Raw genomic sequence first — 26,218 nt, 5'->3', positions numbered from 1 at the left:
TTAATGGCGGAAGTGACGCATGCCAGTAAAGATCATCGCCATGCCGTGTTCGTCTGCTGCTGCGATAACTTCGTCATCACGCATAGAGCCACCCGGTTGGATAACACACTTGATACCCGCTTCAGCTGCCGCGTCGATACCGTCACGGAATGGGAAGAATGCATCTGATGCCATTGCACATCCTTCAACAACCAAACCTTCGTCAGCAGCTTTGATGCCTGCGATTTTCGCAGAGTAAACGCGGCTCATTTGGCCAGCGCCGACACCAATCGTCATGTCGCCTTTCGAATAAACGATAGCGTTAGACTTAACGTACTTCGCTACTTTCCAGCAGAATAGAGCATCTTTTAGCTCTTCAGCCGTTGGTTGACGCTTAGAAACTACTTTCAGGTCGTCTTCAGAAACCATGCCTTGGTCGCGGTCTTGAACTAGCAAACCACCGTTAACACGCTTCACGTCAAAGCCAGTCGTCTTCGTTGTCCACTCACCACACTCAAGTAGGCGAAGGTTTTTCTTAGCCGCTACGATTTCTACTGCTTCAGCAGAAACAGACGGTGCAATGATAACTTCAACGAATTGACGCTCAGTGATAGCCGTTGCTGTTGCCGCGTCTAGTTCACGGTTGAATGCGATGATGCCGCCAAATGCAGATGTAGGGTCTGTTTTGAATGCGCGGTCGTAAGCTTCTAGGATGTCTTCACCTAGTGCAACACCACATGGGTTAGCGTGCTTAACAATCACACATGCTGGCTCGTTGAACTCTTTCACACACTCAAGTGCTGCGTCAGTGTCAGCGATGTTGTTGTAAGAAAGTGCTTTACCTTGGATTTGATGAGCTGTAGATACAGACGCTTCTTCAGGGTTCGCTTCAACGTAGAAAGCGGCTGCTTGGTGGCTGTTCTCACCGTAGCGCATGTCTTGCTTCTTCTCGAACTGTTGGTTGAACGTACGAGGGAATTTGCTCTCTTTATCGCCTTCCTTGTTCGCGCCGTAGCTAGGAACCATAGTGCCGAAGTAGTTAGCGATCATGCCGTCGTAAGAAGCGGTGTGCTCAAATGCCGCGATAGCGAGGTCGAAGCGAGTCTCTAGGGTTAGAGATTGCTCGTTCGCGTCCATTTCAGTGACAACGCGCTCGTAGTCGTGTGCGTTTACAACGATCGTTACGTCTTTGTGGTTTTTCGCTGCAGAGCGAACCATTGTAGGGCCACCGATGTCGATATTCTCAACAGCGTCAGCAAGGGTACAACCTTCTTTAGCAACGGTTTCTGCGAATGGGTATAGGTTTACAACAACCATATCGATAGGGTTGATACCGTGAGTTTCCATCACGTCATCATCTTGGCCACGACGGCCTAGAACACCACCATGAACTTTAGGGTGCAGAGTCTTAACACGGCCATCCATCATTTCTGGGAAACCAGTGTAGTCAGATACTTCTGTAACAGAGATGCCTTTTTCAGCAAGCAGGCGAGCAGTGCCACCGGTAGATAGGATATCTACACCACGGTTAGCAAGAGCTTGTGCAAATTCAACGATACCAGTTTTGTCTGATACGCTGATGAGAGCGCGGCGAATTGGACGAGCGTTATTCATGCTTCCATCTTCCTCAAATTCATGGGGTTAAAATAAAGATATTTGCCAAAAAAGAACTTGTTTCTATCTTCTTAGCGTGGATTATCTTAGATACCAGTAAGAGATAAAATATTGGCCAGTTTTGGTAAAGACCTTTTGGGTTAGTCTTATGATTAAGCTATAAGATAACCAACTCCAAATTTGATGGCGCAGATTCTAACTAATTTATTACAAAAAAGCTCGCGCAATCGTTTGGCATCTCAAAATTAATTATGAAAAGTGCCATTTCAGCCTGAAAAGTAACGATAAGGTTAATTGTGGAATGGACGGAACAGTAGGAAAAAACATGTTTCAGATAGGTGAATTAGCGAAACGATGTGGTGTGACAGCCGATACCTTACGATTTTATGAGAAGAATAATCTGATCGCGCCAGCCAGTCGCAGTGAGTCGGGTTATCGTCTATATGATGAAAATAACCAGAAACAGGTGACGTTTATTCTCAAATCTAAAGCGTTGGGACTGAGTCTGGACGAGATTAAAGAATTGCTTGAGATTCGTCTCGAAGCCACACAGCACAGTTGCGCCGAAGTGAAATCAATTACCTCAGCAAAACTAGAGATGATCGATGAAAAGATTACCGAGTTAACCAAGATTCGCACGGCGCTTAAAAAGATTAATGATGCGTGTTGTGGCCACGTAGACGACGATGCAAGCCATTGTTCGATTTTGGCAGCCTTGGATTCAGCAAACGTTGATAAAGGGCGCTGTGGCCGTACTGGAGAGTAACTAGCCGCCTATCACGAGCCTGCAGGTAAAAAAAAAGCCAAACTCAATAAATGAGCTTGGCTTTCAATTCAATAAATTACGAAAGAACGATTAGTTCATGCCGTATTTTTTAAGTTTCTTGCGAAGAGTACCGCGGTTAATACCCATCATGGTTGCTGCGCGAGTCTGGTTACCGCGAGTGTACTGCATGATAGTGTCTAGTAGTGGCTGTTCAACTTCAGCTAATACTAATTCGTATAACTCGCTGACTTCTTGACCGTTTAATTGAGCAAGGTAATTTTTCAATGATGCTTTAACTGAGTCACGTAGTGGCTTCTGCGTGATTTGGTCTTGTGATGTAACTGTAGTTACTGTCAATGCTTCTGAAGTCAGATTTTGTTCGAACATATTCGGTCTAGCTCTTCTCGTAATTATGGTGCAACGTTATCAAAAAAACCTTCTAGCGCCTCAAGCTGCAGATCACCTGCTTCGAATGCGTTGAAGGTACGGCGAAACTCACTCGCTTGTTCATGTTCTTTTAGATACCAACCCACATGCTTACGAGCAATTCGGGGGCCTAAAAACTCGCCATAAAATTCATGTAGAGCGTTCACATGGCCAAGCATGATGTTCTTTACTTCCGAAATCGGGAGCGGGTCCATCGTGGTGCCGTTTTCCAAATAGTGTAGGATTTCGTTAAAAATCCAAGGACGTCCTTGGGCAGGTCGACCTATCATCAAAGCATCAGCGCCGGTGTACTCCAGCACAAACTTAGCTTTTTCCGGACTATCGATATCACCGTTAGCGATAACCGGAATAGATACTGCTTGTTTCGCTGCTTTAATGTGTTTGTATTCTGCCTCACCTTTGTACATACAAGCGCGAGTTCTCCCGTGAAGGGCAAGTGCTTGTATGCCGCAATCTTCGGCTATTTTAGCGATTTGGACACAGTTTCTGTTATCTGTATCCCAGCCTGTACGAGTCTTTAACGTTACTGGAACGTCGACAGCGTTTACTACGGCCTTCAAGATCTCTTCTATGAGTTCTGGATGCTGCAGTAGGGCAGAGCCCGCAAGCTTCTTATTCACTTTTTTTGCTGGACAACCCATATTAATATCGATGATTTGCGCACCGTTGTTAACATTAAATTGAGCAGCTTCGGCCATAAGCTGTGGATCTGCACCAGCGATTTGTACTGAACGAATGCCCGATTCGCCTTCATGTACCATACGCTGCTGAGACTTTGACGTTTTCCAAACTTTAGGATTGGAGGACATCATTTCACTGACTGCCATCCCCGCACCGTAACGAAGACACAACTCACGGAATGGTCTATCCGTTACGCCAGCCATAGGAGCGACGATTAGATTGTTCTTAAGTTGATAATTTCCGATTTTCAAAAATGTCATCACAGTTCTGTACCAGCAAGGGCGCGCATTTTACGCATTTTTTCGCTGCGTGAAAAGACTAATATTTGAGCATTTACAATTTGTTTTTGTAATTTGTTTAAATTTCAGTCAATTAGCGCTCAAAGTCTTACCTAGCCTTGCTTCTGACCTGAGATTCGACACCATTCTTGTTGTTCAATGATCGGATCAATGTGAAGCTCATCACGATAATAAGTCGCAACATCTTCCGCTTGTGTATCTAAAACACCCGACATCGCAAGTACACCATTTGGCTTAATTAGGCCTTTGATGATGCCTGAAAGGTCGCGTAATGGACCTGCAAGGATGTTGGCAACAACAACGTCAGCAAGCAAACCTTCCGGTTGATCTTGTGGTAGGAACACCTCTAGCTGCTCAGCAACACCATTGCGTTGTGCGTTGTCTTTTGAAGCAAGCAGAGCTTGAGGATCAATGTCGATCCCGATAACTTTTGCAGCGCCCAGTTTGATCGCTGCGATCGCTAGGATGCCTGAACCACAACCGAAATCGATCACGGTTTTTCCTGTCAGGTCTAGGCCTTCAAGCCACTCAAGACACAATGCCGTTGTCGGGTGCGTACCTGTACCAAATGCAAGACCGGGATCCAGCATTACGTTTACAGCGTCAGGTTCAGGGATATCGCGCCAGCTAGGGCAGATCCATAAACGCTCACCAAACTTCATTGGGTGGAAGTTGTCCATCCATTCACGTTCCCAATCCTTGTCTTCAATTTGCTCTACTTTATGAGCAAAGTCTGCAGGGAACATGTTGCTTGCTTTAATCTGCGCTAGAACGACATCAGTATCAGTCTCAGCGTCGTAAAGCGCGAGAATGTCAGTATCACCCCAAAGGCGAGTTTCACCCGGCAGAGGCTCAAATACAGGGGTATCTTGTGCATCCAGGAAAGTTACGGAAAGAGCACCAGTCTCTTCCATTAACATGTCGCCGATTTGTTCGGCATTTTCATTGGTCGCATTAAGCTTGATTTGAATCCAAGGCATGGCTGCATCTTCTATATGAGAAAAATTGGATGGGGAGTCTAGCAGAAAATATGAGCAAATTCATCAAAACCCCACGCATTATCATGGGGATTTTAGCTTGCCTTTTCCGGAGCACTAAAAACAAAAATGCTCACCGAAGTGAGCATTTTTTAGGTTCTATAGAGAACTCATTACGGAAGGATAGCTTCTATTGTAGACCAAGCTTCTTCTCAAGATAGTGGATGTTTGCACCACCGTGTTGGAAGTTCTCGTCGTTCATAATAGCCAATTGAAGTTCAGTATTAACGTTAATACCTTCAACAATCATCTCACCCAATGCGTTCTTCATACGAGCGATAGCGACATCACGGTTCTCACCGTAAGTGATCAGCTTACCAATCATTGAATCGTAGTGTGGTGGTACTGTGTAGCCAGTATAGATGTGAGATTCCCAACGAACACCCATGCCACCTGGAGCATGGAAGCGCGTGATCTTACCTGGAGATGGTAGGAAACGAACTGGGTCTTCCGCGTTGATACGACATTCGATTGAGTGGCCGCGCAGCTTAATATCATCCTGTGTGAATGATAGAGGCTGACCAGCAGCAATGCGAAGTTGCTCTTTCACTAGGTCGATACCCGTTACCATTTCAGTAATCGTGTGCTCAACCTGGATACGAGTGTTCATTTCGATGAAGTAGAACTCACCGTTCTCGTATAGGAACTCAAATGTACCTGCGCCGCGGTAACCAATCTCAAGACATGCGCGAGTACAACGGTCACCGATGTACTTACGCATCTCTTCAGTGATACCTGGTGCTGGTGCTTCTTCCACAACTTTCTGGTGACGACGCTGCATTGAACAGTCACGCTCACCTAGGTGGATAGCATTGCCTTGGCCATCTGCAAGCACTTGTACTTCAATGTGACGTGGGTTTTCTAGGAATTTTTCCATGTAAACCATGTCGTTATTGAAACATGCTTTTGCTTCAGCACGAGTCATTGCGATAGCTTCTGTTAGTTCTTTTTCAGTACGAACAACACGCATACCACGACCGCCGCCGCCGCCAGATGCCTTGATGATTACAGGGAAACCAATGCGCTTAGCGTGCGCTTTGTTTTTCACTTCATCATCATCAAGAGGGCCGTCAGAACCCGGTACACAAGGTACGCCAGCTTTCTTCATTGACGTGATAGCTGACACTTTGTCACCCATCATGCGAATGGTTTCAGCTTTAGGGCCAACGAAGATAAAACCACTGCGCTCTACCTGTTCTGCAAAATCTGCATTTTCAGATAGGAAGCCGTAGCCAGGGTGGATAGCGACCGCACCCGTTACTTCAGCAGCGCTGATGATACGAGGGATGTTTAGGTAGCTATCGATACCACGAGCTGGACCGATACAAATGGTTTCGTCTGCAAGCAGTACGTGCTTAAGATCGCGATCAGCTGTTGAGTGAACAGCTACTGTTTTGATGCCAAGCTCTTTACATGCTCGCAGAATACGCAGTGCAATTTCACCACGGTTCGCGATTACTAATTTATCTAACATAATGAGTGCTCTCTATTATTCGATAATTACTAGAGCTTGGTCGAATTCTACTGGTTGACCGTCTTCAACTAGGATAGCCGTTACAACACCAGATTTATCAGCTTCGATTTGGTTCATCATTTTCATTGCTTCAACGATACATAGCGTTTCGCCAGCAGTTACAGATTGACCAACCTTAACGAATGGTTTTGCATCTGGGCTTGGAGCGCCGTAGAAAGTACCAACCATTGGAGAAAGAACTTGGTGACCAGCTGGAACTGCAGGAGCTGCTGCTTCTGCTGCTACAGGTGCCGCCGCAGGTGCTGCCGCTACAGGAGCTGGAGCCGCTGCATATTGAATAGGTGCTGCAGATACAGGGCTGTTACGACTGATTCGTACTGACTCTTCACCTTCAGAGATTTCTAGCTCAGAAATACCAGACTCTTCAACCAATTCGATTAGCTTTTTGATTTTGCGAATATCCATTGTTTCTTTCTCTTTATCTGTTGATTGAACTTACTCTTTGACTGAGTAGGTTAGTAATAGTTCGTTGTTTTTATTTACTTTGCGTTGAGCTTGTTGAGCGCAGCTGTCAAAGCAAATTGATAACCTTGGGCACCTAAGCCACAAATCACACCTTCTGCTTTATCAGATAGGTAAGAGTGGTGACGGAATGGTTCACGTGCGTGAACATTCGATAGGTGAACCTCAATAAATGGGATAGCAACGCCAAGTAGTGCATCACGCAACGCCACACTGGTGTGTGTAAAGGCCGCTGGGTTGATAATAATGAAATCAACATTTTGATAAGCACTATGGATAGCTTCAATCAGTTCATACTCACGATTTGACTGTAAGTGAGACAGCTCAACATCTTGTGTTTTCGCTTGCTCGGTCAATGAGCTAATAATCTGGTCAAGTGTTTGAGAACCGTAGTGTGCAGGCTCTCTAAGGCCTAACAGGTTAAGGTTTGGGCCATTTAAAACTAGAATGCGAAACTTTGTAGACATTGTGGGGCTATCTTCCTTTATCGTGTTTACGAATGTGAATGTTGCCATTTTATTGAAAATTTGGGGTTAATTTCCAGTAAGAAAAACCCAAATTTAAAAATTAGAACCAGATTATAGCTAATTCAGCGCAAATCGCAGCAATTTACTGGTCTAATCTCCTATAAGTACAGCATGGAATTGTTATCAACTTAACAAAAAACCACGATTGCTTTAATTTTATCGAAGATATTTGAGATCAAGATCGGCCATAAAAAAACCGCCACATAGGTGACGGTTTCATTATGGTCTGTTTTAAACAGTGATTAGCTAATGTGATGGGTTGCTTATGCCAGTTCAGCTTTCTCTGCAATCAGTTTATCAACCACACTTGGGTCGGCCAGCGTCGAGGTATCACCTAGGTTTCCAGTATCGCCGGTGGCAATTTTACGCAGGATACGACGCATGATCTTACCCGAACGAGTTTTTGGCAGAGAGTCTGTCCAATGCAGGACATCTGGCGTTGCGATAGGACCAATCTCTTTACGTACCCAGTCTTTCACTTCTTTATGAAGCTCTGCTGTTGGGAACTCACCATCATTCAACGTGATGTAAGCGTAAATGGCTTGGCCTTTAATATCATGAGGAATACCGACAATAGCGGCCTCAGCAATCTTATCAAACGCCACTAGAGCGGATTCAATCTCAGCGGTACCCATACGGTGACCTGATACGTTAAGCACGTCATCCACACGGCCCGTAATCCAGTAATAACCGTCTTCATCACGACGAGCACCATCACTCGTAAAGTACATGCCTTTAAAGGTTGAGAAGTAAGTCTGTTCAAAACGGTCATGATCGCCATGTACGGTACGCATTTGGCCTGGCCAAGAGTCAAGAATCACAAGGTTGCCGTCTGTTGCACCCTCAATGATGTTACCCATGTTATCAACCAGCGCGGGCTGTACACCGAAGAATGGGCGAGTCGCTGACCCCGGTTTTAGGTCTGTTGCGCCCGGCAGTGGTGAGATTAAGATACCGCCCGTTTCTGTTTGCCACCATGTATCGACAATCGGAGACTGCTCATTACCAATTGTTTTGTAATACCACTCCCACGCTTCAGGGTTGATAGGTTCACCTACCGAACCCATGACTCTTAGGCTGTCACGAGAAGTACCTTCAACCGCTTCATTGCCTTTCGCCATCAAAGCACGAATCGCTGTTGGTGCAGTATAAAGAATATTAACTTGATGCTTATCGACCACTTCACTCATACGGCTGGTGTTCGGGTAATTAGGCACGCCTTCGAATAGGATTGTTTTTGCGCCATTGGCAAGCGGTCCGTAAACAAGGTAAGTGTGACCAGTAATCCAGCCCACATCTGCTGTACACCAGAAGGTTTCGCCTTCTTGGTAGTCGAATACGTATTTGAAGGTCATGGCTGCATAAACAAGGTAGCCACCGGTGGTGTGCATAACACCTTTCGGTTTACCTGTAGAGCCTGACGTATAAAGGATGAATAGTGGGTCTTCTGCGTTCATCTCTTCTGGTGGGCAATCTGCAGATACATTTGCGATAGCATCATGCCACCACACATCGCGGTGTTCGTGCCAAGCAACATCACCGCCGGTGCGTTTGAATACGACAACTTTCTCGATGTTTTTCACTTCAGGGTTCGTTAGCGCTTCATCCACATTCTTCTTCAGTGGAACTGCACGGCCGCCACGCACGCCTTCATCGGCAGTGATCACGACTTTAGAATTTGAATCGATAATACGACCAGACAGTGCTTCTGGCGAGAAACCACCAAATACGACTGTGTGAACCGCACCGATACGGGTACATGCCAGCATCGCAACTGCAGCTTCTGGAACCATTGGCATGTATAAACAAACCACATCACCTTTGCGTACGCCTTGCTCTTTTAGAGCATTTGAAAACAGGCACACTTCTTTGTGTAGTTCATTAAAAGTTAGTGTTTTGTCATCAGCCGGGTCATCGCCTTCCCAGATGATAGCGACTTCGTCACCGCGCTCAGCAAGGTGGCGGTCGATACAGTTAGCCGAAACGTTAAGCGTGCCATCTTCAAACCAGCGAATATCAATGTGGCCAGGGTCGAAAGAGGTGTTTTTTACCTGTGTGAAAGGCTTAATCCAATCAACGATTTTTCCGTGTTCACCCCAAAAGCCTTCAGGGTCAGAAACAGATTGCTGGTACATGGCTAGGTAAGTGTCATTATCCGCGTGTGTGGTTGATTTAATATTTTCTTTTACCGGATAAACGTGGGCTTCACTCATTGCATCTCTCCTTGTGCCTACATTCCTAATGAACTGGCAACTTCCTTTGTGTTCAGTTTCTAGGTCTATTACAGAACCGTCGTTGTGCTATCACTCTCGGCTAGGACGGCGATTTCCACAATTAGACTTTAGGATGAGACGCCGCTTTTCACTTAAAAAATAGCGAGTTAAGTTCATTTTTGAGAGATTGCTCTCTATGTGGAAAGGCAGTAGTTGAATTAGGTATACGAAGAGTTGAAGCGCGGTAAGTCGCCGTGTTTTAGGCGAACAAAAATCAGCGCAGCGGAGATAGCATCTTGTAATGCATCATGTTTATTGACCGGGATAGGTAAATCGAGCTGACGACAGATGGCATCGATACTGAGGTCAAAATAGGCATTCGGCAGCTGCCTTTCGAGTTTATCTTGGTAGAGCTGGCTCACTTCGACTAATCGGTTAGGCAGTGGAAATCCAAGCTGTTTTAAACAGGCACGGTCGAGAATCTTTTTATCATAGCGGATGTGATAGCCGACTAAAGGACGATTTCCGATGAAGTTCAGTAGCTCAATTAAGGCTTGTTTCTCTTCTATACCGTGCTTTAGATCTTGATGGCGAATGCGGTGGATTTTGATGGAATTGCAATCGAGTGACTGAGGTGCTCTGAGTCGAACTTCAAAAGGTTGGCTGGTAATGATTCGGTTACCGATGATCTTTGTCGCGGCAATAGTGACTAATTCCGCCTGATTAGGGTCGAGGCTGGTGGTTTCACAATCGAGCGATACATATTCATTATGTGTAGGCGTAGCAAACAGAGGCTGATAAGGAGAGCCTTTGAGCTTGTGATGCCAGTAATAACGAACCAATCTATTCATCGTTCAGCCGCCTAATCTCTTATCTGATAGTGGTAACCTAGCCATTGCTTGAATTTCTTCACCACATGTAAGCTATGACGAAGCAGATCTCTGTCTGCTCGCTCCATCAGTTTGACGTTGATCTTGTTGCTGCTGTGCTGCTGAGAAAGCCTTTGGGCTAAGCGCCACTTAAAGAATTGTTTGAGAGCTTCACTGAGATTGTCTGCGGTGCTTTGCTCTAATACCTTCTTGCTGACCAGTTGCTCAATGCGTTCGAAGGTGTTGTTGACCGTGACGCCATGCTCAAGACAAAGTGCTCTCACACCATGCACGATAGGGAAAATGCCGCCTTGTTTGATATCGAGCCCTGATTTGGATTTTTTTACATTACCAAACAGGGTGAGGGGAACCGAGAAGTTCAGAGCAGGGCGGCAGAATTCAGTCAGAATCAATTCTTGTCCTAGCATCAAATCACTGAGGTGTTGTTTTACTGGTTTTAATAACTCTCTGTTACCCGCAACGGCGTGTGCATCCGCCATGATAGCAATATCCATCACGGTGTCTGGCGTGGCTTTTCTTACCCAACGGGTGAGCGTTTGTTTCCACTCTTTTTCTGAATGTACCCATTTCGGGTTGTTGACCATCACATTGCCCGGGCACAGTGGATAGCCCAATTGCTGCAGTGTGTGGGTGAGATCGTTCATGGCACTTTGGCATTGATGCCACTCCAAGCCATCTTGAATTATTAGCGCGTTGTCTTGATCGGTTTTGAGAATTTGTTCTCCACGGCCTTCGGAACCCAACACGATTAGGCAGCAATGATTATGCAGTGCAGGTGGGATCACCAACTCAAAAGCCTTCTCTATGATCTGTTCATTAACAGCAGAAATCAGCTCCATGATAAAGCGTGTGCGAATCCCGTTACTGAGCAAGCTCTCGACCAGTTGACGCTGTTTGTTAGAGGCCATTGACAACTCTTCAATGCTGGTGGCTCGCGCAATACGCAAAGTAAGAACGTGAGAGTGAGTGGAGAATGCACTGAGGATCTGTGTCATGTCCACCATGCCAACCGCATTTAGACCATCACAAACCATCAACCTTTTTACCCGATTTCTGGTCATGGTAATCATGGCGTTAAACAAGAAGTCGCCTTGATTTACGTGCATCACCGGAAACGTCGCGATCTTGCCGACGGGCGCATCCAGTGGGAAATTATCGAGCATCACAGCATGCAATAAATTGGTTCGAGTGACGATTCCATACGGTAAGGAACATGATGATCCAAAAGCTTTTGGATCATCATGTTCCAAATGAACGAGAGCTGAGTCCAACCCTCGTTCTTTAAGGGTTTGAGTAACTTGGTTGATAGGTTGGTTCGGTTCAAGTATCAGTGGTGGGTGATAGATAGAGTCATCCACTTTGGTCAATATGAACTCGGCTAGATTCTGCTGTTGTTGGGCGGCTTCGATCAGCGCTTTACGTGTTGATAGGTTACTATCAAAGTAGGCAGCGAATTGGCCATTGGCGTGGTAAAGCTCGAGAAAAATATCAGTGGGTAGCAGATAACTTAATGTATCTTCGAGCGCGATATATTGGTGTTTGGTGTGAGGTTCAAATTGGCTGCGCACATCAAAAATATCGTCATTGGCATAGTGTGCGTAAATCTCGCCATCACTGCTCGCACGCTCTTCAACCGCTCCTTTGATCAAAATGTGCAGGTGTCGGCTCGGCCTATCGGCTTCCAGTATTACTTCTTGAGAGCGGTAATACACCACGTCTAATGAAGAGCGCAGCTTCAACTGTTCGGTGTCGGACAGGCTATCGAAGGGTGGGTGCTGCATATTAAATTTGTCAGGCATAAGCATCACAAGAAGAAATGGGAGTCTTTAATCAGTCTGACAAAATACCAGCGAAGCTCCAGACGACTTTAGTCTAAATGAGAGTATGGGTATCGATGAGCCTGAGATATCTCGTTGAAATGCGATATCCAAGTAAATTGAATATAGGAATAGCATCCCAGTAATAATTCCCTTTTTCATCGTATGCGAGATAGGCATAATTGGTGCTGCCTTTTTCCGCACACTTTATAGGTTATTTATGTTTAGCCCTTCACCCTATGGCTGGATCTCTCAGTATTTTCTTGGTTTCTTTTTTGCGTATGGCGTGTACTTGCCATTTTGGGCGCTGTGGTTTGAAGACCAAGGCGTGTCTGCTGGTGATATTGGTGTATTAATTGGTATCGGTTTTGCGACGCGTTGTGTGGCCAACCTAGTGATTACGCCACGTATCCATAAAGTTGAACACTTGATGCCAGCTTTACGCTGTTTGAGTTTCGCCGCGCTGTTGTTTGTAGGCTTCCACTTTTTCACCGGTGGCAGTTTTATACTGATGTTGCTGGCAACGGTACTGTTTAACCTGTGTTGTGGGCCGATCATTCCTCTTTCTGACGCAATGGCTAACCATTACAGTCGTCTTAAGATGCTCGACTACGGCCGAACTCGCCTTTGGGGTTCGGTTGCTTTTATCGCGGGTTCAACCGTGGTTGGTTATCTAGTGGCTGAATTCGGCACTGACATGATTTTGTATACTGCGCTTGCTGGTGTGTTGTTGTCGTTGATTCTTGCGATGAGAAACCCCAATGTGATGCCAGTAACACAATCTGAGCAACAAGCGGTGCGACCAAAACTAGGTGAGTTACTGCGCGAGTCGTCAGTGGTGAAATTTCTTGCATTGATGGCACTATTGCAAGGTAGCCATGCGGCTTACTACAGCTTTAGTGCAATTTATTGGAAAGAAGCCGGTCACTCAGAAGCGATCATCGGTTATTTGTGGAGCCTTGGTGTTGTCGCTGAGGTGGCCGTATTTGCGTTAAGTAAGCGCTTATTCTCTGGTTGGTCACTGCGTACTCTGTTCGTGGTAGCGGCAATTGGGGTGATGGCTCGTTGGGGTATTACCGCTTCTACCACAGCGATTTTCGCACTGGTTATGGTGCAACTGCTGCATGGTGTGACGTTTGCTATGGCACACATCGCAGCGATTCAATACATCCAATCTGAAGAACAGAACAAGATGGTTGCGCTACAAGCTCTCTATAATGCGATTCCATTGGGTGCATTTATTGCACTGATGACCACCTTAAGTGGTTGGGGATATGAGCTTTGGGGTGCCAATATCTTCTGGGGTATGGCCGCAATGGGAGCACTTGCCTTGTTTATTAAGGTCGATGAAAGAAGCTCAGTGGTTGAGGTTAATCAAGCAGCCTCAGCTCAATCTGATGCTCAGAATTAAAGCCTAAAGCACAGAATTTAAGCGATGCGATTGAGTTAAACGCACTTCCCTAGTTAAATGAAACCTCTCCCTTATGGAGAGGTTTTTTTATGGATGAAAAAGGGTTTTTAATGCAAGGATGGATAGTAATTCCAGTCTCTTTAGCCTATTTGGGCGTGTTGTTTTTGATCGCTTGGTATGGAGACAGGCAAGTTCGTTGGCTATCACGCTGGCGTCCATGGATATATAGCCTTTCTATTGCGGTGTATTGTACTTCTTGGACCTTCTATGGCACGGTCGGGCAGGCCAGTAACAATCCTTGGTCATTCTTACCCATCTACCTCGCCCCTATTTTAGTTTTCACGTTGGGGTGGCGGATCTTAGCTCGGCTGATCCTCATCGCCAAGCGTGAACACATCACCTCTATTGCCGACTTTATCGCGGCTCGTTATGGAAAATCTCAAGGCTTAGCGGTGGCGGTGACCATTATCGCTGTGGTTGGCATTCTTCCTTATATCGCCCTGCAATTGCGCGGTATTACCATGGGCTTAGATATTGTTGCGCCAAACCTAGCCACTGATTTTGGTTATCAGGACTATCACGTCTCTTGGTTTGTGGTAGGTGCATTGGCCATTTTTACCATGTTGTTTGGCACGCGACACATCGATAACACTGAACACCACCGTGGCATGATGATGGCTGTAGCGTTTGAATCCATCGTTAAGCTCGCGGCATTTTTGATTGTTGGCTTGTTCATCATGTACCTTGCGGTGAGCAGTGACAAAATTGACTTACTTGATGTGGCGGCTTCCACCTACGAATCGCCGAATATTCCGACCTTAATTATTCATACCGTTTTAACCATGTTGGCGATTGTCTGTCTGCCGCGCCAATTCCACACCATGGTGGTTGAGAACGAACGTCCTCAAGATCTGCATACTGCTCGCTGGCTGTTTCCGCTTTACCTGATTTTGATGGGACTGTTCGTGCTGCCAATTGCTTGGGCAGGACAAGGGTTGCTCACTGACATGCCGGCTGATACTTACGTTATCAGTGTGCCAATGGCAGAAGGTGCTAATCACATTGCTTTGTTAGCATTCCTCGGAGGTACTTCGGCGGCGAGTGGCATGGTGATTGTATCGACCATCGCATTAGCGATCATGGTTTCGAATGATTTAGTGATGCCATTGCTGCTGCGCCGTATGCGTCTAACCCAAAGAACACATCGACATTTTTCTGGCCTGTTACTGGTGATTCGACGCGGGTTAATTTTGCTGCTGTTACTTGGTGCTTGGTTGTTTTATCAGGCCCTCGATACTATCCATTCATTGTCGGCTATTGGCTTTCTTTCTTTTGCTGCGATTGCTCAGTTCGCTCCTGCATTAATTGGTGGATTGTACTGGCGTCCCGGAAACCGTAAGGGTGTTTATGTCGGTTTGCTTGTCGGTTCGGTGATCTGGCTGATTACCCTGATGAGTCAAACCAGCATGCTAGCGGGCGATAGCGAAAGTAACTTACTGCTGTGGATTATCACGCCGCCAGAACTGCTGAGAAGTTGGGATGTTAGCAGCTCAAATTGGGGCATAGTGCTGAGTATTTTACTCAATACCTTGTGCTATGCCGTGGTCTCGATGACGACCAGACCAAGCCTAAGTGAGCGCTTACAATCGGCAGCATTTGTTGGTACACCACTGCCTGAAAATGAGAACATCAGCCTCTATCAGAACCGTGTGACAGTCGCAGAATTAGAGATGTTGGCATCGCGTTTTGTGGGTCGCAAGCGAGCGAAAAGCGCCTTACACAGCTATTGGCAGCAACACGGTCAGCCGTTACTTCCCAATCAACAAGCACCTGCGAGTCTGATTCGACACGCAGAGCGCGTGCTTGCTGGGGTGTTTGGTGCTTCGTCTGCTAAGTTAGTACTCACTTCTGCTTTACAAGGCAGAAACATGCAGCTTGAAGAGGTTGCGACTATCGTTGATGAAGCCTCTGAGCTGTACGACTTCAGTCGTGGTTTACTGCAAGGTGCGATTGAACATATTGGCCAAGGTATTGCAGTAATCGACAAACAAATGAGGCTGGTGGCGTGGAATCAACGTTACTTAGAACTGTTTGAGTTCCCTGCTGGCTTGATTCAGGTTGGTCGACCCATTTCAGATGTGATTCGTCATAATGCTGAGCAAGGTTTGTGTGGTCCTGGCGACCCGGAAGATCACGTTCGCCGCCGTGTTTATCACCTTGAACAAGGCACCCGACATACTTCTTCTCGTATTCGTCCTGATGGTCGAGTCATTGAAGTGCAAGGTAACCCGATGCCAAGTGGTGGCTTTGTGATGAGCTTTACCGACATCACGGTATTCCGACAAGCTGAGCAAGCGCTAAAAGATGCTAACGAAAGCTTGGAATCGAGAGTGCATGAACGAACTCAAGAACTCGAGAAGCTTAACCATCGCTTGGTAAAAGCAACTCAGATTTCGGATCAAGAATCACAATCCAAGAGTCGTTTTCTTGCGGCTGTGAGTCACGATTTGATGCAGCCATTAAATGCTGCTCGTTTGTTTGCTTCTTCGCTATCTGAGGTCGCCAAAGAACAAGAGGTCAAACAGCTTTCATCTCACATCGAGAGTGCCCTTGGTGCGGCTGAAGATCTGATTGGTGATTTGTTGGATATCTCGCGCTTGGAATCCGGCAAGTTAGAAACCAACATTCATGCGATTGCCGTGCATGATGTACTAACCAATTTGAATGCGGAATTTAGCGCTTTAGCGATACAACAAAAAATCCAGTTTCAAATGATCCCATCGTCATTGTTCATTCATTCTGACCCTAAATTATTAAGACGAGTGATTCAGAACTTTTTGACTAATGCGTTCCGCTATAACCCTGAGGGCAAAGTGGTCCTCGGTGTGAGACGAGTGAATGGTCAGGTGCGAATCGATGTGTGGGATAATGGAACCGGTATCGATGAAGACAAGCAACAAGAGATCTTCGAAGAATTTACTCGTGGTAGCCAAGTGCGTGCTGATCAGGGGTTAGGGCTAGGATTAGCCATCTCCAAAGGTATTGCCCATGTGCTTGGTCATCAAATATCGATGCGTTCATGGCCGGGTCAAGGCAGTGTCTTTTCCATCACCTTAGCGAGAGCTGAAAAGGTGGCTCCGGTTGTACAAGCTTCGACGCCAATGGCGACCAGTGATATCGAGCACTTGAAAATATTGTGTGTCGATAATGAACGAGAGATTTTAGTCGGAATGGAGAACTTGATTGGTCGTTGGGGTTGTGAGGTTAAGACAGCCGTTGATCTAGTTGAAAGCTTGAAGTGCCTAGATGATGGTTGGCAGCCTGATGTGATTTTCTCTGATTATCGTTTGGATAATGGTCGAACCGGACTCGAAGTCCTGCAGCAGTGTCGTTTACGTCTTGGGGATTCTTTTGAAGGGGTCATCATCAGTGCTGATAGAACCGATGACATGCTGGCAGCGATAAAAGCCAATAGCTTCAGCTTTATCGCTAAACCCGTCAAGCCGCTAAAACTCAGAGCGGTCTTAAATCGGGTGAGCTAATTAATGAACGGATGTAGAAAAGGCCTCGGATGAGGCCTTTTTTGTTTCAGTAAGGATTGTTAATGCCTATTCGCTTTTTAACTAGATAAATAGATAAATAGCTAACCAGCAATACCACCCTGTGTCAGTGTGGTTGGATCAAGCAGCTTGCTGAGTTCTTCTCGACTAAGGTCGGTTTCTCTTTCTGCCACATCAAGAATCGGTAAGCCTTCTTTGTAGGCCTTCTTGGCAATATCCGCCGCTTTGAGGTAACCAATTACAGGGTTTAGGGCTGTCACGAGAATTGGGTTCTTTGACAGCGCCAAGTCGAGATTGTCTTGGCGCACCGTGAAGGTAGCTATTGCTTTATCAGCCAGTGCGACTGAGCTGTTTGCTAACAACTCTATGCTTTCTAGAACGTTATGAGCAATAACCGGCAGCATCACATTCAATTGGAAGTTACCCGATTGGCCAGCAATCGTGATCGTGGTGTCATTACCAATCACTTGCGCCGCCGCCATGGCTGCAGCCTCTGGAATCACAGGGTTGACCTTTCCTGGCATGATAGACGAGCCCGGTTGCAGCGCTTGTAACTCAATTTCCCCTAAGCCAGCCAGCGGACCTGAGTTCATCCAGCGAAGATCGTTTGAGATCTTGAGGATCGCAACTGCTGCAGTTTTAAGCTGACCAGAAAACGCAACGATCGCGTCTTGACTGCTGAGGTTAAAAAAGAAGTTTTCACTCGAGGTAAAACTGATCTTTGTCGATTGAGACAGGTTACTCGCAAACTTATCGGCAAAGCGTGGGTCGGCATTGATGCCCGTACCTACCGCTGTGCCACCTTGAGCAAGCGCCTTGATTGCTGGCAAACTGCTTTCAATGGCTTGCTTGGCGTGTTCAATCTGGAACTTCCAACCACCAAGCTCTTGAGCAAAGGTAATCGGCATCGCATCCATTAGGTGAGTACGACCTGTTTTTACTACCTCAGCAAGCTCTTGCTGTTTAACGGTAAGTGCTGCAGAAAGGTGAGCTAATGCAGGCAACAATTTGTTTTCTGTCATCAAAGCAACGCTTATTTGGATCGCCGTTGGCACGACATCGTTACTGCTTTGACCCATGTTGACGTGATCATTGGGGTTCACGTCGCCTTGCAGGCTTCTTGAAGCGAGTGTAGCAATCACTTCGTTAGCATTCATGTTGGAGCTAGTGCCAGAGCCCGTCTGATAGACATCAATAGGGAATTGCTCGAGGTGTTTACCCTCAATGATCTCTTGGCTTGCTTCGGCAATTGCGTTGGCAATATCACCTTCTAATAAGCCTAATTGAGCGTTGGTATCGGCGGCGGCTTGCTTAATTAACGCCAGTGCTTGAATAAAGCTGGTTGGCATCTTATGCGAACTAAACGCGAAGTTGTCCGCGGCACGTTGAGTTTGTGCCTGGTATAGCGCATCGGCAGGAACTTTAACTTCGCCCATGCTGTCTTTCTCAATCCGAAATTCTTGGGTCATGTTCTATCCTTGTTAGCCAAGTGGGGCTTGGACTTGTTGTAGTGTCTGGCTGATATTCAAAAAACGCGCTTGGCCGTGCGGTTGCTGGCGGTAGTGGCGTTTTAAATAAAATAGTGGAGAGTGAATAGAGTCTAGGCAGATATGACGAAAGGCGAAACTGTGGTCAGGAGACTCAATCGCTTCAATTAAATGAAAGAAAACTTGGCGCAGGTACAGTTCACACAACAAGATATTTTCTTGAGCGGCATGCTTTTCATAGTAAGCCGACAGCGTGAGTGCGCATTCGATATAGTCTCGAATCACAAACGGTTCGTTACCTTGAACTTGCTCTAATGAAGCAAAGCGATCTTGTGCTTTGTAAAATCTTGAATAGAGACCCTGCTGTTCTTTCATCATTATTTGCATCTCTTTAATGGATGTTAATAATAATTATTATCAAATGAGAATTTAAAAACAACCCTTTCTTTAGTCTTTTTATAAAATGGCAGGGAAAAAGAAAAAGCCGATACATAAAGTATCGGCTTTCTTGAGTCAGTACCTAATCCCTACAATGTAAGTACTGATTCATTTTCTAAGTGCTTATTATCCTAGTCACTAAGTCGCGAGCTTCTTAGTGGTCGTGAGCTTCACCAGCACCTTTAGGATAACGGATAGACTCAACCATCTCTTGTACATCTTCAGGAACTTCAGCGGTCACTTTGTTCACTGCAATTGATACTACAAAGTTTAGACACATACCTAGCGTACCGATGCCTTCTGGGCTGATACCAAACCACCAATTTTCCGGTGTGCTTGCTGCTGGGTTAATGAACTTGAAGTAGATGATGTAGCTTGCTGTGAAGGCAATACCTGACAACATACCTGCAATAGCGCCTTCCTTGTTCATCTTCTTGTAGAAGATACCTAGGATGATGGCAGGGAAGAAGGATGCTGCGGCTAAGCCGAAGGCAAACGCTACTACCTGAGCTACGAAACCTGGTGGATTAATACCTAAGTAACCAGCACCGACAATCGCGACCATCGCTGCCAAACGAGCGGCTAATAGCTCCTGCTTGTCGGTCATGTTTGGTCTAAAGCCTTTCTTCAACAAGTCATGTGAAATCGACGTTGAGATTACCAATAGTAGACCTGCGGCTGTTGATAGTGCGGCTGCTAGGCCACCGGCTGCAAGTAGTGCTACAACCCAGTTTGGTAGTTTTGCTAGCTCTGGAGAAGCCAGTACGATGATGTCACGGTTAATCTTCATCTCGTTGCGTTCATCGCCCGAGTAGAACATTTTGCCATCGCCGTTCTTATCTTCCCAACCTACTAGGCCAGTGCTTTCCCAGTTTTTATACCAGCTTGGTGCGTCTGCTGCTGCGACACCTTGCATGTCTGGGCCGTTGATTGTTTCAATCATGTTTACACGAGCGAACGCTGCAACGCCGGGTGCTGTTGTGTATAGCAATGAGATGAACAGTAGTGCCCAACCTGCTGAGATACGAGCATCACGTACTTTTGGTACTGTGAAGAAACGAATGATTACGTGTGGAAGACCTGCAGTACCGACCATTAGAGCTGCACAGATGAAGAATACATCTACCATGCTCTTGTTACCTTCGGTATAGGCGGTAAATCCGAGTTCTTCTGTTAGTCCATCCAATTTATCAAGTAGGTATACATCTGTACCTGATAGCGTTGAACCCATACCAACTTGTGGAAGTGGGTTACCCGTCATCATGATTGAGGTAAAGATTGCTGGAACAAGGAAGGCGAAAATGAGGACACAGAATTGAGCTACCTGCGTATAAGTGATGCCTTTCATGCCACCAAGCACTGCGTAGAAGAACACAATACCCATACCAATGATGATGCCTAGGTTAATATCAACTTCTAGGAAACGAGAGAATACAACGCCAACACCACGCATCTGGCCTGCAACGTACGTAAATGATACGAAGATTGCACAGAATACCGCTACCATACGTGCTGTTTTCGAGTAGTAACGCTCACCGATGAAATCAGGAACCGTAAACTGACCGAACTTACGTAGGTAAGGTGCTAAACATAGCGCAAGTAGTACATAACCACCTGTCCAACCCATTAGGTAAACCGCACCGTCGTAACCAACGAATGAGATGATACCTGCCATTGAGATGAATGATGCTGCCGACATCCAGTCAGCGGCGGTTGCCATGCCGTTTGCTACTGGGTGTACGCCGCCGCCAGCAACGTAGAATTCACTCGTTGTTCCAGCGCGAGCCCAGATTGCGATGCCGATATAGACTGCGAAAGTAATACCGACGAGAATAAACGTCCAAGTTTGAATATCCATGTTCTAGCCTCTAGTCTTCCTGTACGTTGTATTTTTTGTCCAGCTTATTCATGCGAACAACGTAAATAAATATCAACGCCACGAAGGTATAAATTGAACCTTGTTGAGCGAACCAAAAACCTAGCTTAAATCCGCCAAATTGAATGGTATTGAGGACATCCACAAATAAGATGCCAGCGCCGTAAGACACCACAAACCATATTGCGAGTAGTGTTCCCATTATTCCCAAGTTTTCCTTCCAGTAGGCTTGAGCATGTTCCGTAGATTCGAACGCCATTGCCTTCTCCTTTATTCCGTTTTCGTAGAAACCGTTTTTGTGAAACCGTTTTGTAAAATAGCGTGTTAACGTAATGTTACGATTTAGAATGTAGCAAGGATAAGTCAAGGGATCTGTGCAACTTTAGTCGGGATGGTATTAGCGCTAATGTACTGAAATATGGGAGCTAGGAGACATAACCATAGAAAAATGTGATGTTACAGTATTGTTAAATTAGCCAAAGGTCTAACAAAAAGGGATGAATTAGACTGCGAGTCATAAAATTTAACAACTAAATGACCGAGAAACGGTATTTAGCTCTGCTTATGACACGAAGCGAAACATAAGTTTGTTATAGTAACTAAGGCACTTTCACCGACCGTGCCTTGCTAAACGGCAGAAGATCAACAGGCTTAAAGCTCGGATTTTATTCTTTGGGGGAACGAATTGGACGCAATAACCATTAACCACTTATTCTTGACTGGTGCCGTACTCATCGCCATCAGCGTGCTTTTCTCACAAGTGTCCTCTCGATTGGGCGTTCCTATTCTTTTGATCTTTTTGTTCGTTGGTATGTTAGCGGGTGAAGATGGACCCGGTAATATTCATTTCGATGATTACTCACTGACTTACTTGGTGAGTAACCTTGCGCTTGCTGTGATTCTGTTGGATGGCGGTATGCGAACCAAGGTGGCGAGCTTCAAGGTCGCTTTCTGGCCTTCGCTCTCGCTGGCGACGATAGGTGTCGCATGTACAGCAACCTTAACCGGATTAATGGCGGCTTGGCTGTTTGACTTGTCATTAATGCAGGGCATCTTGGTCGGGGCGATTGTTGGTTCAACCGATGCAGCAGCGGTATTCTCTTTGCTGAAAGGGCAGAGTCTCAATGAGCGTGTGGGTTCAACTCTAGAGATCGAATCAGGCACTAACGACCCAATGGCAGTCTTCCTGACGGTGACCTTAATTGCGCTGTTAGGTAACCCTGACGCAGAGATGGGAATGAACTTCCTACTGCAAAGTTTTGCGATGCAGTTTGGTATCGGTACTCTTGTTGGTATCGGCGGCGGCTGGGTTCTATGGAGCTTAATCAATCGAGTACAGCTGGCTGATGGCCTTTATTCCATTCTGGTACTCAGTGGGGGCGTGGCTCTGTTTGCGTTCTCTAACATGCTTGGTGGTAGTGGCATCTTATCGATTTACCTAGTCGGTCTATTCATTGGTAATCGTCCAACTCGCTCTCGACACTCTATTCTTAATGTTCTTGATGGCATGACGTGGCTAAGCCAGATCGTGATGTTCTTGGTGTTGGGGCTATTGGTTACGCCATCGACCTTAATGGATATTGCACTTCCTGCGTTAGCACTGGCTTTCGGTATGATTTTGTTTGCTCGTCCAGTGTCGGTTTGGTTGGGTTTGCTGCCGTTCAGAAGCTTTACCACCAAGGAGCGCTGGTTTGTCTCTTGGGTCGGTTTACGTGGTGCAGTTCCGATCATTTTGGCGGTTTTCCCGATGATGGCTGGCCTGCCAAATGCTCAGCTGTATTTCAATATCGCCTTCTTCGTGGTTATGGTTTCGCTGATTGTTCAGGGCGGCAGTTTAATGAAAGTCGCGAGACTCGCTAAAGTGACCTTACCACCAACACCGACACCGATTTCTCGTACCGGCATTGAGATTTACCCGACCAGTGAGTGGGAGATGTTTGTCTACAAGCTGAAAGAGGAAAAGTGGTGTGTCGGTGAACCGCTCAAGCGTTTATCGATGCCTGAAGGGACGCGCATCACCGCACTGTTTCGACAAGATGCCTTGCTTCACCCATCGGGCAGTACCATATTAGAGGCGAACGATATTCTCTGTGTACTTGGTCAAGATAAAGATCTAAATAGCCTAAGTGAGCTGTTCAGTGAGGCGCCTTTGGCAGAAGAAGCCGCTCGATTCTTTGGTGACTTCTTCTTAGAAGTTGGGTTATCGGTCGCTGCGGTAAGCGATTGTTATGGTATTGAACTTGGCTCGGAAGAGGAGCGAGAAATGACGCTAAAACAATTGGTTGATCAAGAGCTTGGGGCACACCCGGTATTAGGCGATAGCTTTGAGTGGCATGACATCACTTGGGTGGTGGCAGATATAGATGATCATAAAGTCGTCAAGCTGGGTTTATGTTTGCCTAAGACGACTTTAGAAGAGGATGTAAACGAAGCTTAATTGTGGATTTCTTGTAGCAAGATAACTGCTTGAGTTCGGTTTTTCACATCCAGTTTACGGAAGATGGCTGTCATATGTGCCTTGATGGTCGCTTCCGAAACATTCAATTCATACGCGATTTGCTTGTTCAGCAGACCGTCCGATAGCATTCCTAACACCTTGTATTGTTGAGGCGTCAATGTGGAAAGTTTTTCCGCAAGGTCGCTACAGGCTGCATTGTTGGTGATCAGCCCTTCAGGGAAGAACGGGTCGCCATTCAGCACTTGATTGAGTGCGCTGACCAATTCACGCATATCACTCGACTTAGGAATAAAGCCAAAGGCACCGTGGCTCTTTACTTGAGTTACGACGCTGGCATCCTCACTGGCAGAGATCACTACAATCGGTAAATCTGGATATTCAGCACGCAGTTGAATTAAGCCAGACATCCCATTAGCACCCGGCATTTTAAGGTCGAGAAGCAACAGGTCTGGTTCATCTTCTTTCTTTAGCAGAGTCAGTAAGGCATCGAGGGAATCAGCCTCAAGCAGGTTCGCACCGCTGATCGCCATATGAACTGACTGAAACAGGGCGTTGCGAAAGAGAGGGTGGTCATCAGCAATGATGATGGTATAGGTCGAGTCCATGACGTTCATACTTTTAACAATTTAGTTAATATTTATTATCATCCTGATTGAGTATGTGGACAATATCTATGCATTAAAAGTCTGAACCATATCGACTTTTATCCCCGGAATAAGAAAGCGTTACTCTGAATAGCAAAAAAGCCGCACTGCCATCTCGTTACGGAGGGGCAGTGCGGCTTTCGTTTAGGCGGATATTCCGGTGAATATTGCCCTTATAGCTGGTGGTCTTGCATGTGTTTTAAGAATACATCTGCAGCCATAAAACCAGTGACACGAGCATTTGGAACATGGTTACCCTCGCCATCCCAGAACTCTATGGTTGGTAAGCCAAGTACCTGTAATTGTTTAAGCAGTTCAATGTCTTGAGGCATGTTTCTCGTTACATCAGCCTGAAGCAGGACGAAATCAGAAAGCTTGTTCTCAACATCAGCTTGGTGGAAGGTGTACTTCTCAAACTCTTTACATGCCACACACCAATCGGCGTAGAAATCGAGCATCACTGGCTTGCCGAGTTTCTTGGCTTCGATGAGCTGGATTTCTAATTCTTCAACCGTGTTGACGCGTGCAAATTGGATTTGTTGCTCAACCACAACGCTCTTTTCTGCGAACCAGTAATTCAATGCAGGTTGCGCTGAAGCGAACAGGCCTAACATCGCGATGATACCCACTGCGCTTTGCTTCCAGCCGCCAAATGGCAGTGCATTCTTGCTGTGGTAAAGCCAACCAAAGGCGATGAATCCCAATCCAGACCAAAGCACCGTTGCCCACAATTCAGGAATAATTCGCTCTAGCAGGAAGATAGGCGCTGCCAGCAAGATAAAGCCGAATACGATCTTCACTTTGTCCATCCAGCTGCCCGCTTTCGGCAGTAGTTTGTTGCCAAATACCGCAACTAAGATCAGCGGAATACCCATACCCATCGCTAACGCATACAGAGCAATTGCACCCGTTAATAGGTCACCACTTTGAGCCACATACAGCAGCGCACCGGACAATGGAGCAGTAGTACAAGGTGAGCACACCAAGCCCGAGATAGCACCCATCGCAAACACGCCCAAGGTATTGCCACCTTGTTGCTTGTTGCTTTGGTTGTTGAGCCAAGTTTGAATGCTGCTTGGTAGTTGTAGGTTATAGACGCCGAACATCGACATCGCCAACGTCACGAACAGAACACTCAGTGCGATTAGTACGTAAGGGTGTTGCATCGCAGCTTGGAACTGCATGCCTGCTGAAGCAACCACTAAGCCTAATAAGGTGTAAGTTAACGCCATGCCTTGCACGTAGATGAAAGACAGCATCAGCGCACGACCTTGGCTGAGCTTGCCGCCACCCAAGACGATACCCGTCAGAATTGGGTACATAGGCAGAACACACGGCGTAAAGGCTAAGCCAACACCGAGTGCTAAGAATAATAATGGAGTCCACCAACTGTCACCCAGCTTATCGGCTAAGCCTGCTTCTTTTGAAACGGGAGTATTGGTTTGTTGAGTGATATTGCTTGCTGCGTCAGCTGTAGGAGAAGAGGGTTGAACTGAATTGTCCGCTTCACCTGCTGCATCAGAAGAACCTTGTGGGGCACCACTGTTTTGCACATCACTGCTTTTTATATCGCCAGAACTCGTCGCAGTAAACGGTTCAATATCGATTACTCGAGTTTCTGGTGGGTAGCAGAAACCAGCATCTGCACAGCCTTGATACTTAACGACCAGCTGTGAGCCGTCTTGGTAACTCTGTAGAGGAACTTGCACGAATAACGGCTGAGTATAAATGCTTACCTCACCGAAGAATTCATCTTGGTGTGGTTGGCCATCTTCCATTTCAACGTTGCCGATAGCGAGGTTTTGGCCTGTGAACGAGAGGCTATGTTGATAGAGGTAGTAGCCCTCTTTTACTTGCCAGTCGAGAAGGACCTTGCCGTCTTGCTGGTAGTAATTGAAAGGGAAAGCTTGGTCTACAGGGACAAAACCGTTGTTATTGCCTCCGAAGCTTGGCTCGGCGTTGTCGTTTCCAAAAAGCGCCCACGCAGGCTGGGTGAACAGGGAAACACAAACAAAAAGTAATGTGGCAAGTCGTCGCATACTATTTAGTCATCAAAATGGAGTTGAAGGTATCTTAAC

At 46.3% G+C, this 26,218-nt stretch carries 20 protein-coding genes; 4 read left to right on the top strand and 16 right to left on the bottom strand.

Annotated elements, in window-relative coordinates:
- The gene (gene purH, locus AC3CH4_RS14435; protein ID WP_146456953.1) at positions 1-1,593 is read right to left on the bottom strand and encodes a bifunctional phosphoribosylaminoimidazolecarboxamide formyltransferase/IMP cyclohydrolase; all 1,593 of its coding nucleotides are present in this window, start codon (positions 1,591-1,593) and stop codon (positions 1-3) included.
- Between the two features lie 325 nt (positions 1,594-1,918).
- Here purH and zntR point away from each other — a divergent pair, with 325 nt between their 5' ends.
- Positions 1,919-2,359, top strand: a complete 441-nt coding sequence (gene zntR, locus AC3CH4_RS14430) for a Zn(2+)-responsive transcriptional regulator (protein ID WP_488543076.1) — start codon at positions 1,919-1,921, stop codon at positions 2,357-2,359.
- Between the two features lie 90 nt (positions 2,360-2,449).
- On the opposite strand, the gene fis is transcribed toward zntR, so the two are convergent.
- The 9 genes from fis to AC3CH4_RS14385 form a co-directional block, all read right to left on the bottom strand.
- Entirely contained in the window at positions 2,450-2,746 is a 297-nt protein-coding gene (fis, locus tag AC3CH4_RS14425; RefSeq protein WP_004729744.1) for a DNA-binding transcriptional regulator Fis, read from the bottom strand.
- A 23-nt stretch (positions 2,747-2,769) separates the two neighbouring features.
- Positions 2,770-3,738, bottom strand: a complete 969-nt coding sequence (gene dusB, locus AC3CH4_RS14420; protein ID WP_488543638.1) for a tRNA dihydrouridine synthase DusB — start codon at positions 3,736-3,738, stop codon at positions 2,770-2,772.
- 140 nt (positions 3,739-3,878) lie between these two features.
- A complete protein-coding gene (gene prmA / locus AC3CH4_RS14415; protein WP_488543075.1) occupies positions 3,879-4,766 on the bottom strand; it encodes a 50S ribosomal protein L11 methyltransferase in 888 nt (295 codons plus the stop codon).
- Between the two features lie 187 nt (positions 4,767-4,953).
- Complete coding sequence (accC, locus tag AC3CH4_RS14410) at positions 4,954-6,297, bottom strand: acetyl-CoA carboxylase biotin carboxylase subunit (RefSeq protein WP_065207430.1); 1,344 nt, start codon at positions 6,295-6,297, stop codon at positions 4,954-4,956.
- 15 nt (positions 6,298-6,312) lie between these two features.
- Positions 6,313-6,762 (bottom strand): acetyl-CoA carboxylase biotin carboxyl carrier protein, encoded by a 450-nt coding sequence (accB, locus tag AC3CH4_RS14405; RefSeq protein WP_017083823.1) that lies wholly within the window; start codon positions 6,760-6,762, stop codon positions 6,313-6,315.
- Positions 6,763-6,836: 74 nt separating this feature from the next.
- Positions 6,837-7,286, bottom strand: coding sequence for a type II 3-dehydroquinate dehydratase (gene aroQ / locus AC3CH4_RS14400; RefSeq protein WP_004729735.1), 450 nt, complete (start codon positions 7,284-7,286; stop codon positions 6,837-6,839).
- 323 nt (positions 7,287-7,609) lie between these two features.
- On the bottom strand, positions 7,610-9,559 hold the full coding sequence (gene acs / locus AC3CH4_RS14395; RefSeq protein WP_004729734.1) for an acetate--CoA ligase: 1,950 nt from the start codon (positions 9,557-9,559) through the stop codon (positions 7,610-7,612).
- A 218-nt stretch (positions 9,560-9,777) separates the two neighbouring features.
- Positions 9,778-10,410, bottom strand: a complete 633-nt coding sequence (locus AC3CH4_RS14390) for a 3'-5' exonuclease (protein WP_004729733.1) — start codon at positions 10,408-10,410, stop codon at positions 9,778-9,780.
- 11 nt (positions 10,411-10,421) lie between these two features.
- The gene (locus AC3CH4_RS14385) at positions 10,422-12,254 is read right to left on the bottom strand and encodes a DUF294 nucleotidyltransferase-like domain-containing protein (RefSeq protein WP_171316702.1); all 1,833 of its coding nucleotides are present in this window, start codon (positions 12,252-12,254) and stop codon (positions 10,422-10,424) included.
- A 232-nt stretch (positions 12,255-12,486) separates the two neighbouring features.
- Here AC3CH4_RS14385 and AC3CH4_RS14380 point away from each other — a divergent pair, with 232 nt between their 5' ends.
- On the top strand, positions 12,487-13,677 hold the full coding sequence (locus tag AC3CH4_RS14380; RefSeq protein WP_488543074.1) for a 3-phenylpropionate MFS transporter: 1,191 nt from the start codon (positions 12,487-12,489) through the stop codon (positions 13,675-13,677).
- 110 nt (positions 13,678-13,787) lie between these two features.
- Positions 13,788-17,219, top strand: coding sequence for a hybrid sensor histidine kinase/response regulator (locus AC3CH4_RS14375; protein ID WP_162838729.1), 3,432 nt, complete (start codon positions 13,788-13,790; stop codon positions 17,217-17,219).
- Positions 17,220-17,320: 101 nt separating this feature from the next.
- Here AC3CH4_RS14375 and AC3CH4_RS14370 read toward each other — a convergent pair whose 3' ends face one another.
- The 4 genes from AC3CH4_RS14370 to AC3CH4_RS14355 form a co-directional block, all read right to left on the bottom strand.
- Positions 17,321-18,706, bottom strand: a complete 1,386-nt coding sequence (locus tag AC3CH4_RS14370) for a class II fumarate hydratase (RefSeq protein ID WP_171316688.1) — start codon at positions 18,704-18,706, stop codon at positions 17,321-17,323.
- Positions 18,707-18,718: 12 nt separating this feature from the next.
- Positions 18,719-19,102 carry a hypothetical protein gene (locus AC3CH4_RS14365; protein ID WP_171316664.1) on the bottom strand — a complete coding sequence of 128 codons (384 nt, stop codon included), beginning with the start codon at positions 19,100-19,102 and terminating at the stop codon, positions 18,719-18,721.
- A 214-nt stretch (positions 19,103-19,316) separates the two neighbouring features.
- Positions 19,317-21,020: a sodium:solute symporter family protein gene (locus AC3CH4_RS14360; RefSeq protein WP_054548240.1), complete on the bottom strand. Its 1,704-nt coding sequence runs from the start codon at positions 21,018-21,020 to the stop codon at positions 19,317-19,319.
- Positions 21,021-21,030: 10 nt separating this feature from the next.
- Complete coding sequence (locus tag AC3CH4_RS14355; protein WP_004729726.1) at positions 21,031-21,297, bottom strand: DUF4212 domain-containing protein; 267 nt, start codon at positions 21,295-21,297, stop codon at positions 21,031-21,033.
- 426 nt (positions 21,298-21,723) lie between these two features.
- On the opposite strand from AC3CH4_RS14355, the gene AC3CH4_RS14350 reads away from it, so the two are divergent.
- The gene (locus AC3CH4_RS14350) at positions 21,724-23,475 is read left to right on the top strand and encodes a potassium/proton antiporter (protein ID WP_488543073.1); all 1,752 of its coding nucleotides are present in this window, start codon (positions 21,724-21,726) and stop codon (positions 23,473-23,475) included.
- Here the strand turns inward: AC3CH4_RS14350 and AC3CH4_RS14345 are convergent.
- Both AC3CH4_RS14345 and AC3CH4_RS14340 read right to left on the bottom strand, forming a co-directional pair.
- Positions 23,472-24,101 (bottom strand): response regulator transcription factor, encoded by a 630-nt coding sequence (locus AC3CH4_RS14345; protein WP_004729724.1) that lies wholly within the window; start codon positions 24,099-24,101, stop codon positions 23,472-23,474. The two genes, AC3CH4_RS14350 and AC3CH4_RS14345, sit on opposite strands and share 4 nt — an antisense overlap.
- A gap of 212 nt (positions 24,102-24,313) precedes the next feature.
- A complete protein-coding gene (locus AC3CH4_RS14340; RefSeq protein ID WP_488543072.1) occupies positions 24,314-26,179 on the bottom strand; it encodes a protein-disulfide reductase DsbD in 1,866 nt (621 codons plus the stop codon).
- Between the last annotated feature and the right edge of the window lie 39 nt (positions 26,180-26,218).

This window comes from Vibrio sp. QJM3NY_26 (genome assembly GCF_057786005.1).
The sequence above is the reverse complement of the archived record's forward strand: the minus strand, read 5'-3'. Positions and strand labels throughout refer to the sequence as shown.

Coding starts and splice junctions, on each gene's coding strand:
- AC3CH4_RS14380 (WP_488543074.1), top strand. CDS start 12,487: ATGTTTAGCCCTTCACCCTATGGCTGGATCTCTCAGTATTTTCTTGGT.
- aroQ (WP_004729735.1), bottom strand. CDS start 7,286: ATGTCTACAAAGTTTCGCATTCTAGTTTTAAATGGCCCAAACCTTAAC.
- AC3CH4_RS14390 (WP_004729733.1), bottom strand. CDS start 10,410: ATGAATAGATTGGTTCGTTATTACTGGCATCACAAGCTCAAAGGCTCT.
- accB (WP_017083823.1), bottom strand. CDS start 6,762: ATGGATATTCGCAAAATCAAAAAGCTAATCGAATTGGTTGAAGAGTCT.
- zntR (WP_488543076.1), top strand. CDS start 1,919: ATGTTTCAGATAGGTGAATTAGCGAAACGATGTGGTGTGACAGCCGAT.
- AC3CH4_RS14365 (WP_171316664.1), bottom strand. CDS start 19,102: ATGATGAAAGAACAGCAGGGTCTCTATTCAAGATTTTACAAAGCACAA.
- prmA (WP_488543075.1), bottom strand. CDS start 4,766: ATGCCTTGGATTCAAATCAAGCTTAATGCGACCAATGAAAATGCCGAA.
- accC (WP_065207430.1), bottom strand. CDS start 6,297: ATGTTAGATAAATTAGTAATCGCGAACCGTGGTGAAATTGCACTGCGT.
- acs (WP_004729734.1), bottom strand. CDS start 9,559: ATGAGTGAAGCCCACGTTTATCCGGTAAAAGAAAATATTAAATCAACC.
- AC3CH4_RS14385 (WP_171316702.1), bottom strand. CDS start 12,254: ATGCTTATGCCTGACAAATTTAATATGCAGCACCCACCCTTCGATAGC.
- purH (WP_146456953.1), bottom strand. CDS start 1,593: ATGAATAACGCTCGTCCAATTCGCCGCGCTCTCATCAGCGTATCAGAC.
- AC3CH4_RS14345 (WP_004729724.1), bottom strand. CDS start 24,101: ATGGACTCGACCTATACCATCATCATTGCTGATGACCACCCTCTCTTT.
- fis (WP_004729744.1), bottom strand. CDS start 2,746: ATGTTCGAACAAAATCTGACTTCAGAAGCATTGACAGTAACTACAGTT.
- AC3CH4_RS14340 (WP_488543072.1), bottom strand. CDS start 26,179: ATGCGACGACTTGCCACATTACTTTTTGTTTGTGTTTCCCTGTTCACC.
- AC3CH4_RS14355 (WP_004729726.1), bottom strand. CDS start 21,297: ATGGCGTTCGAATCTACGGAACATGCTCAAGCCTACTGGAAGGAAAAC.
- AC3CH4_RS14370 (WP_171316688.1), bottom strand. CDS start 18,706: ATGACCCAAGAATTTCGGATTGAGAAAGACAGCATGGGCGAAGTTAAA.
- AC3CH4_RS14375 (WP_162838729.1), top strand. CDS start 13,788: ATGCAAGGATGGATAGTAATTCCAGTCTCTTTAGCCTATTTGGGCGTG.
- AC3CH4_RS14360 (WP_054548240.1), bottom strand. CDS start 21,020: ATGGATATTCAAACTTGGACGTTTATTCTCGTCGGTATTACTTTCGCA.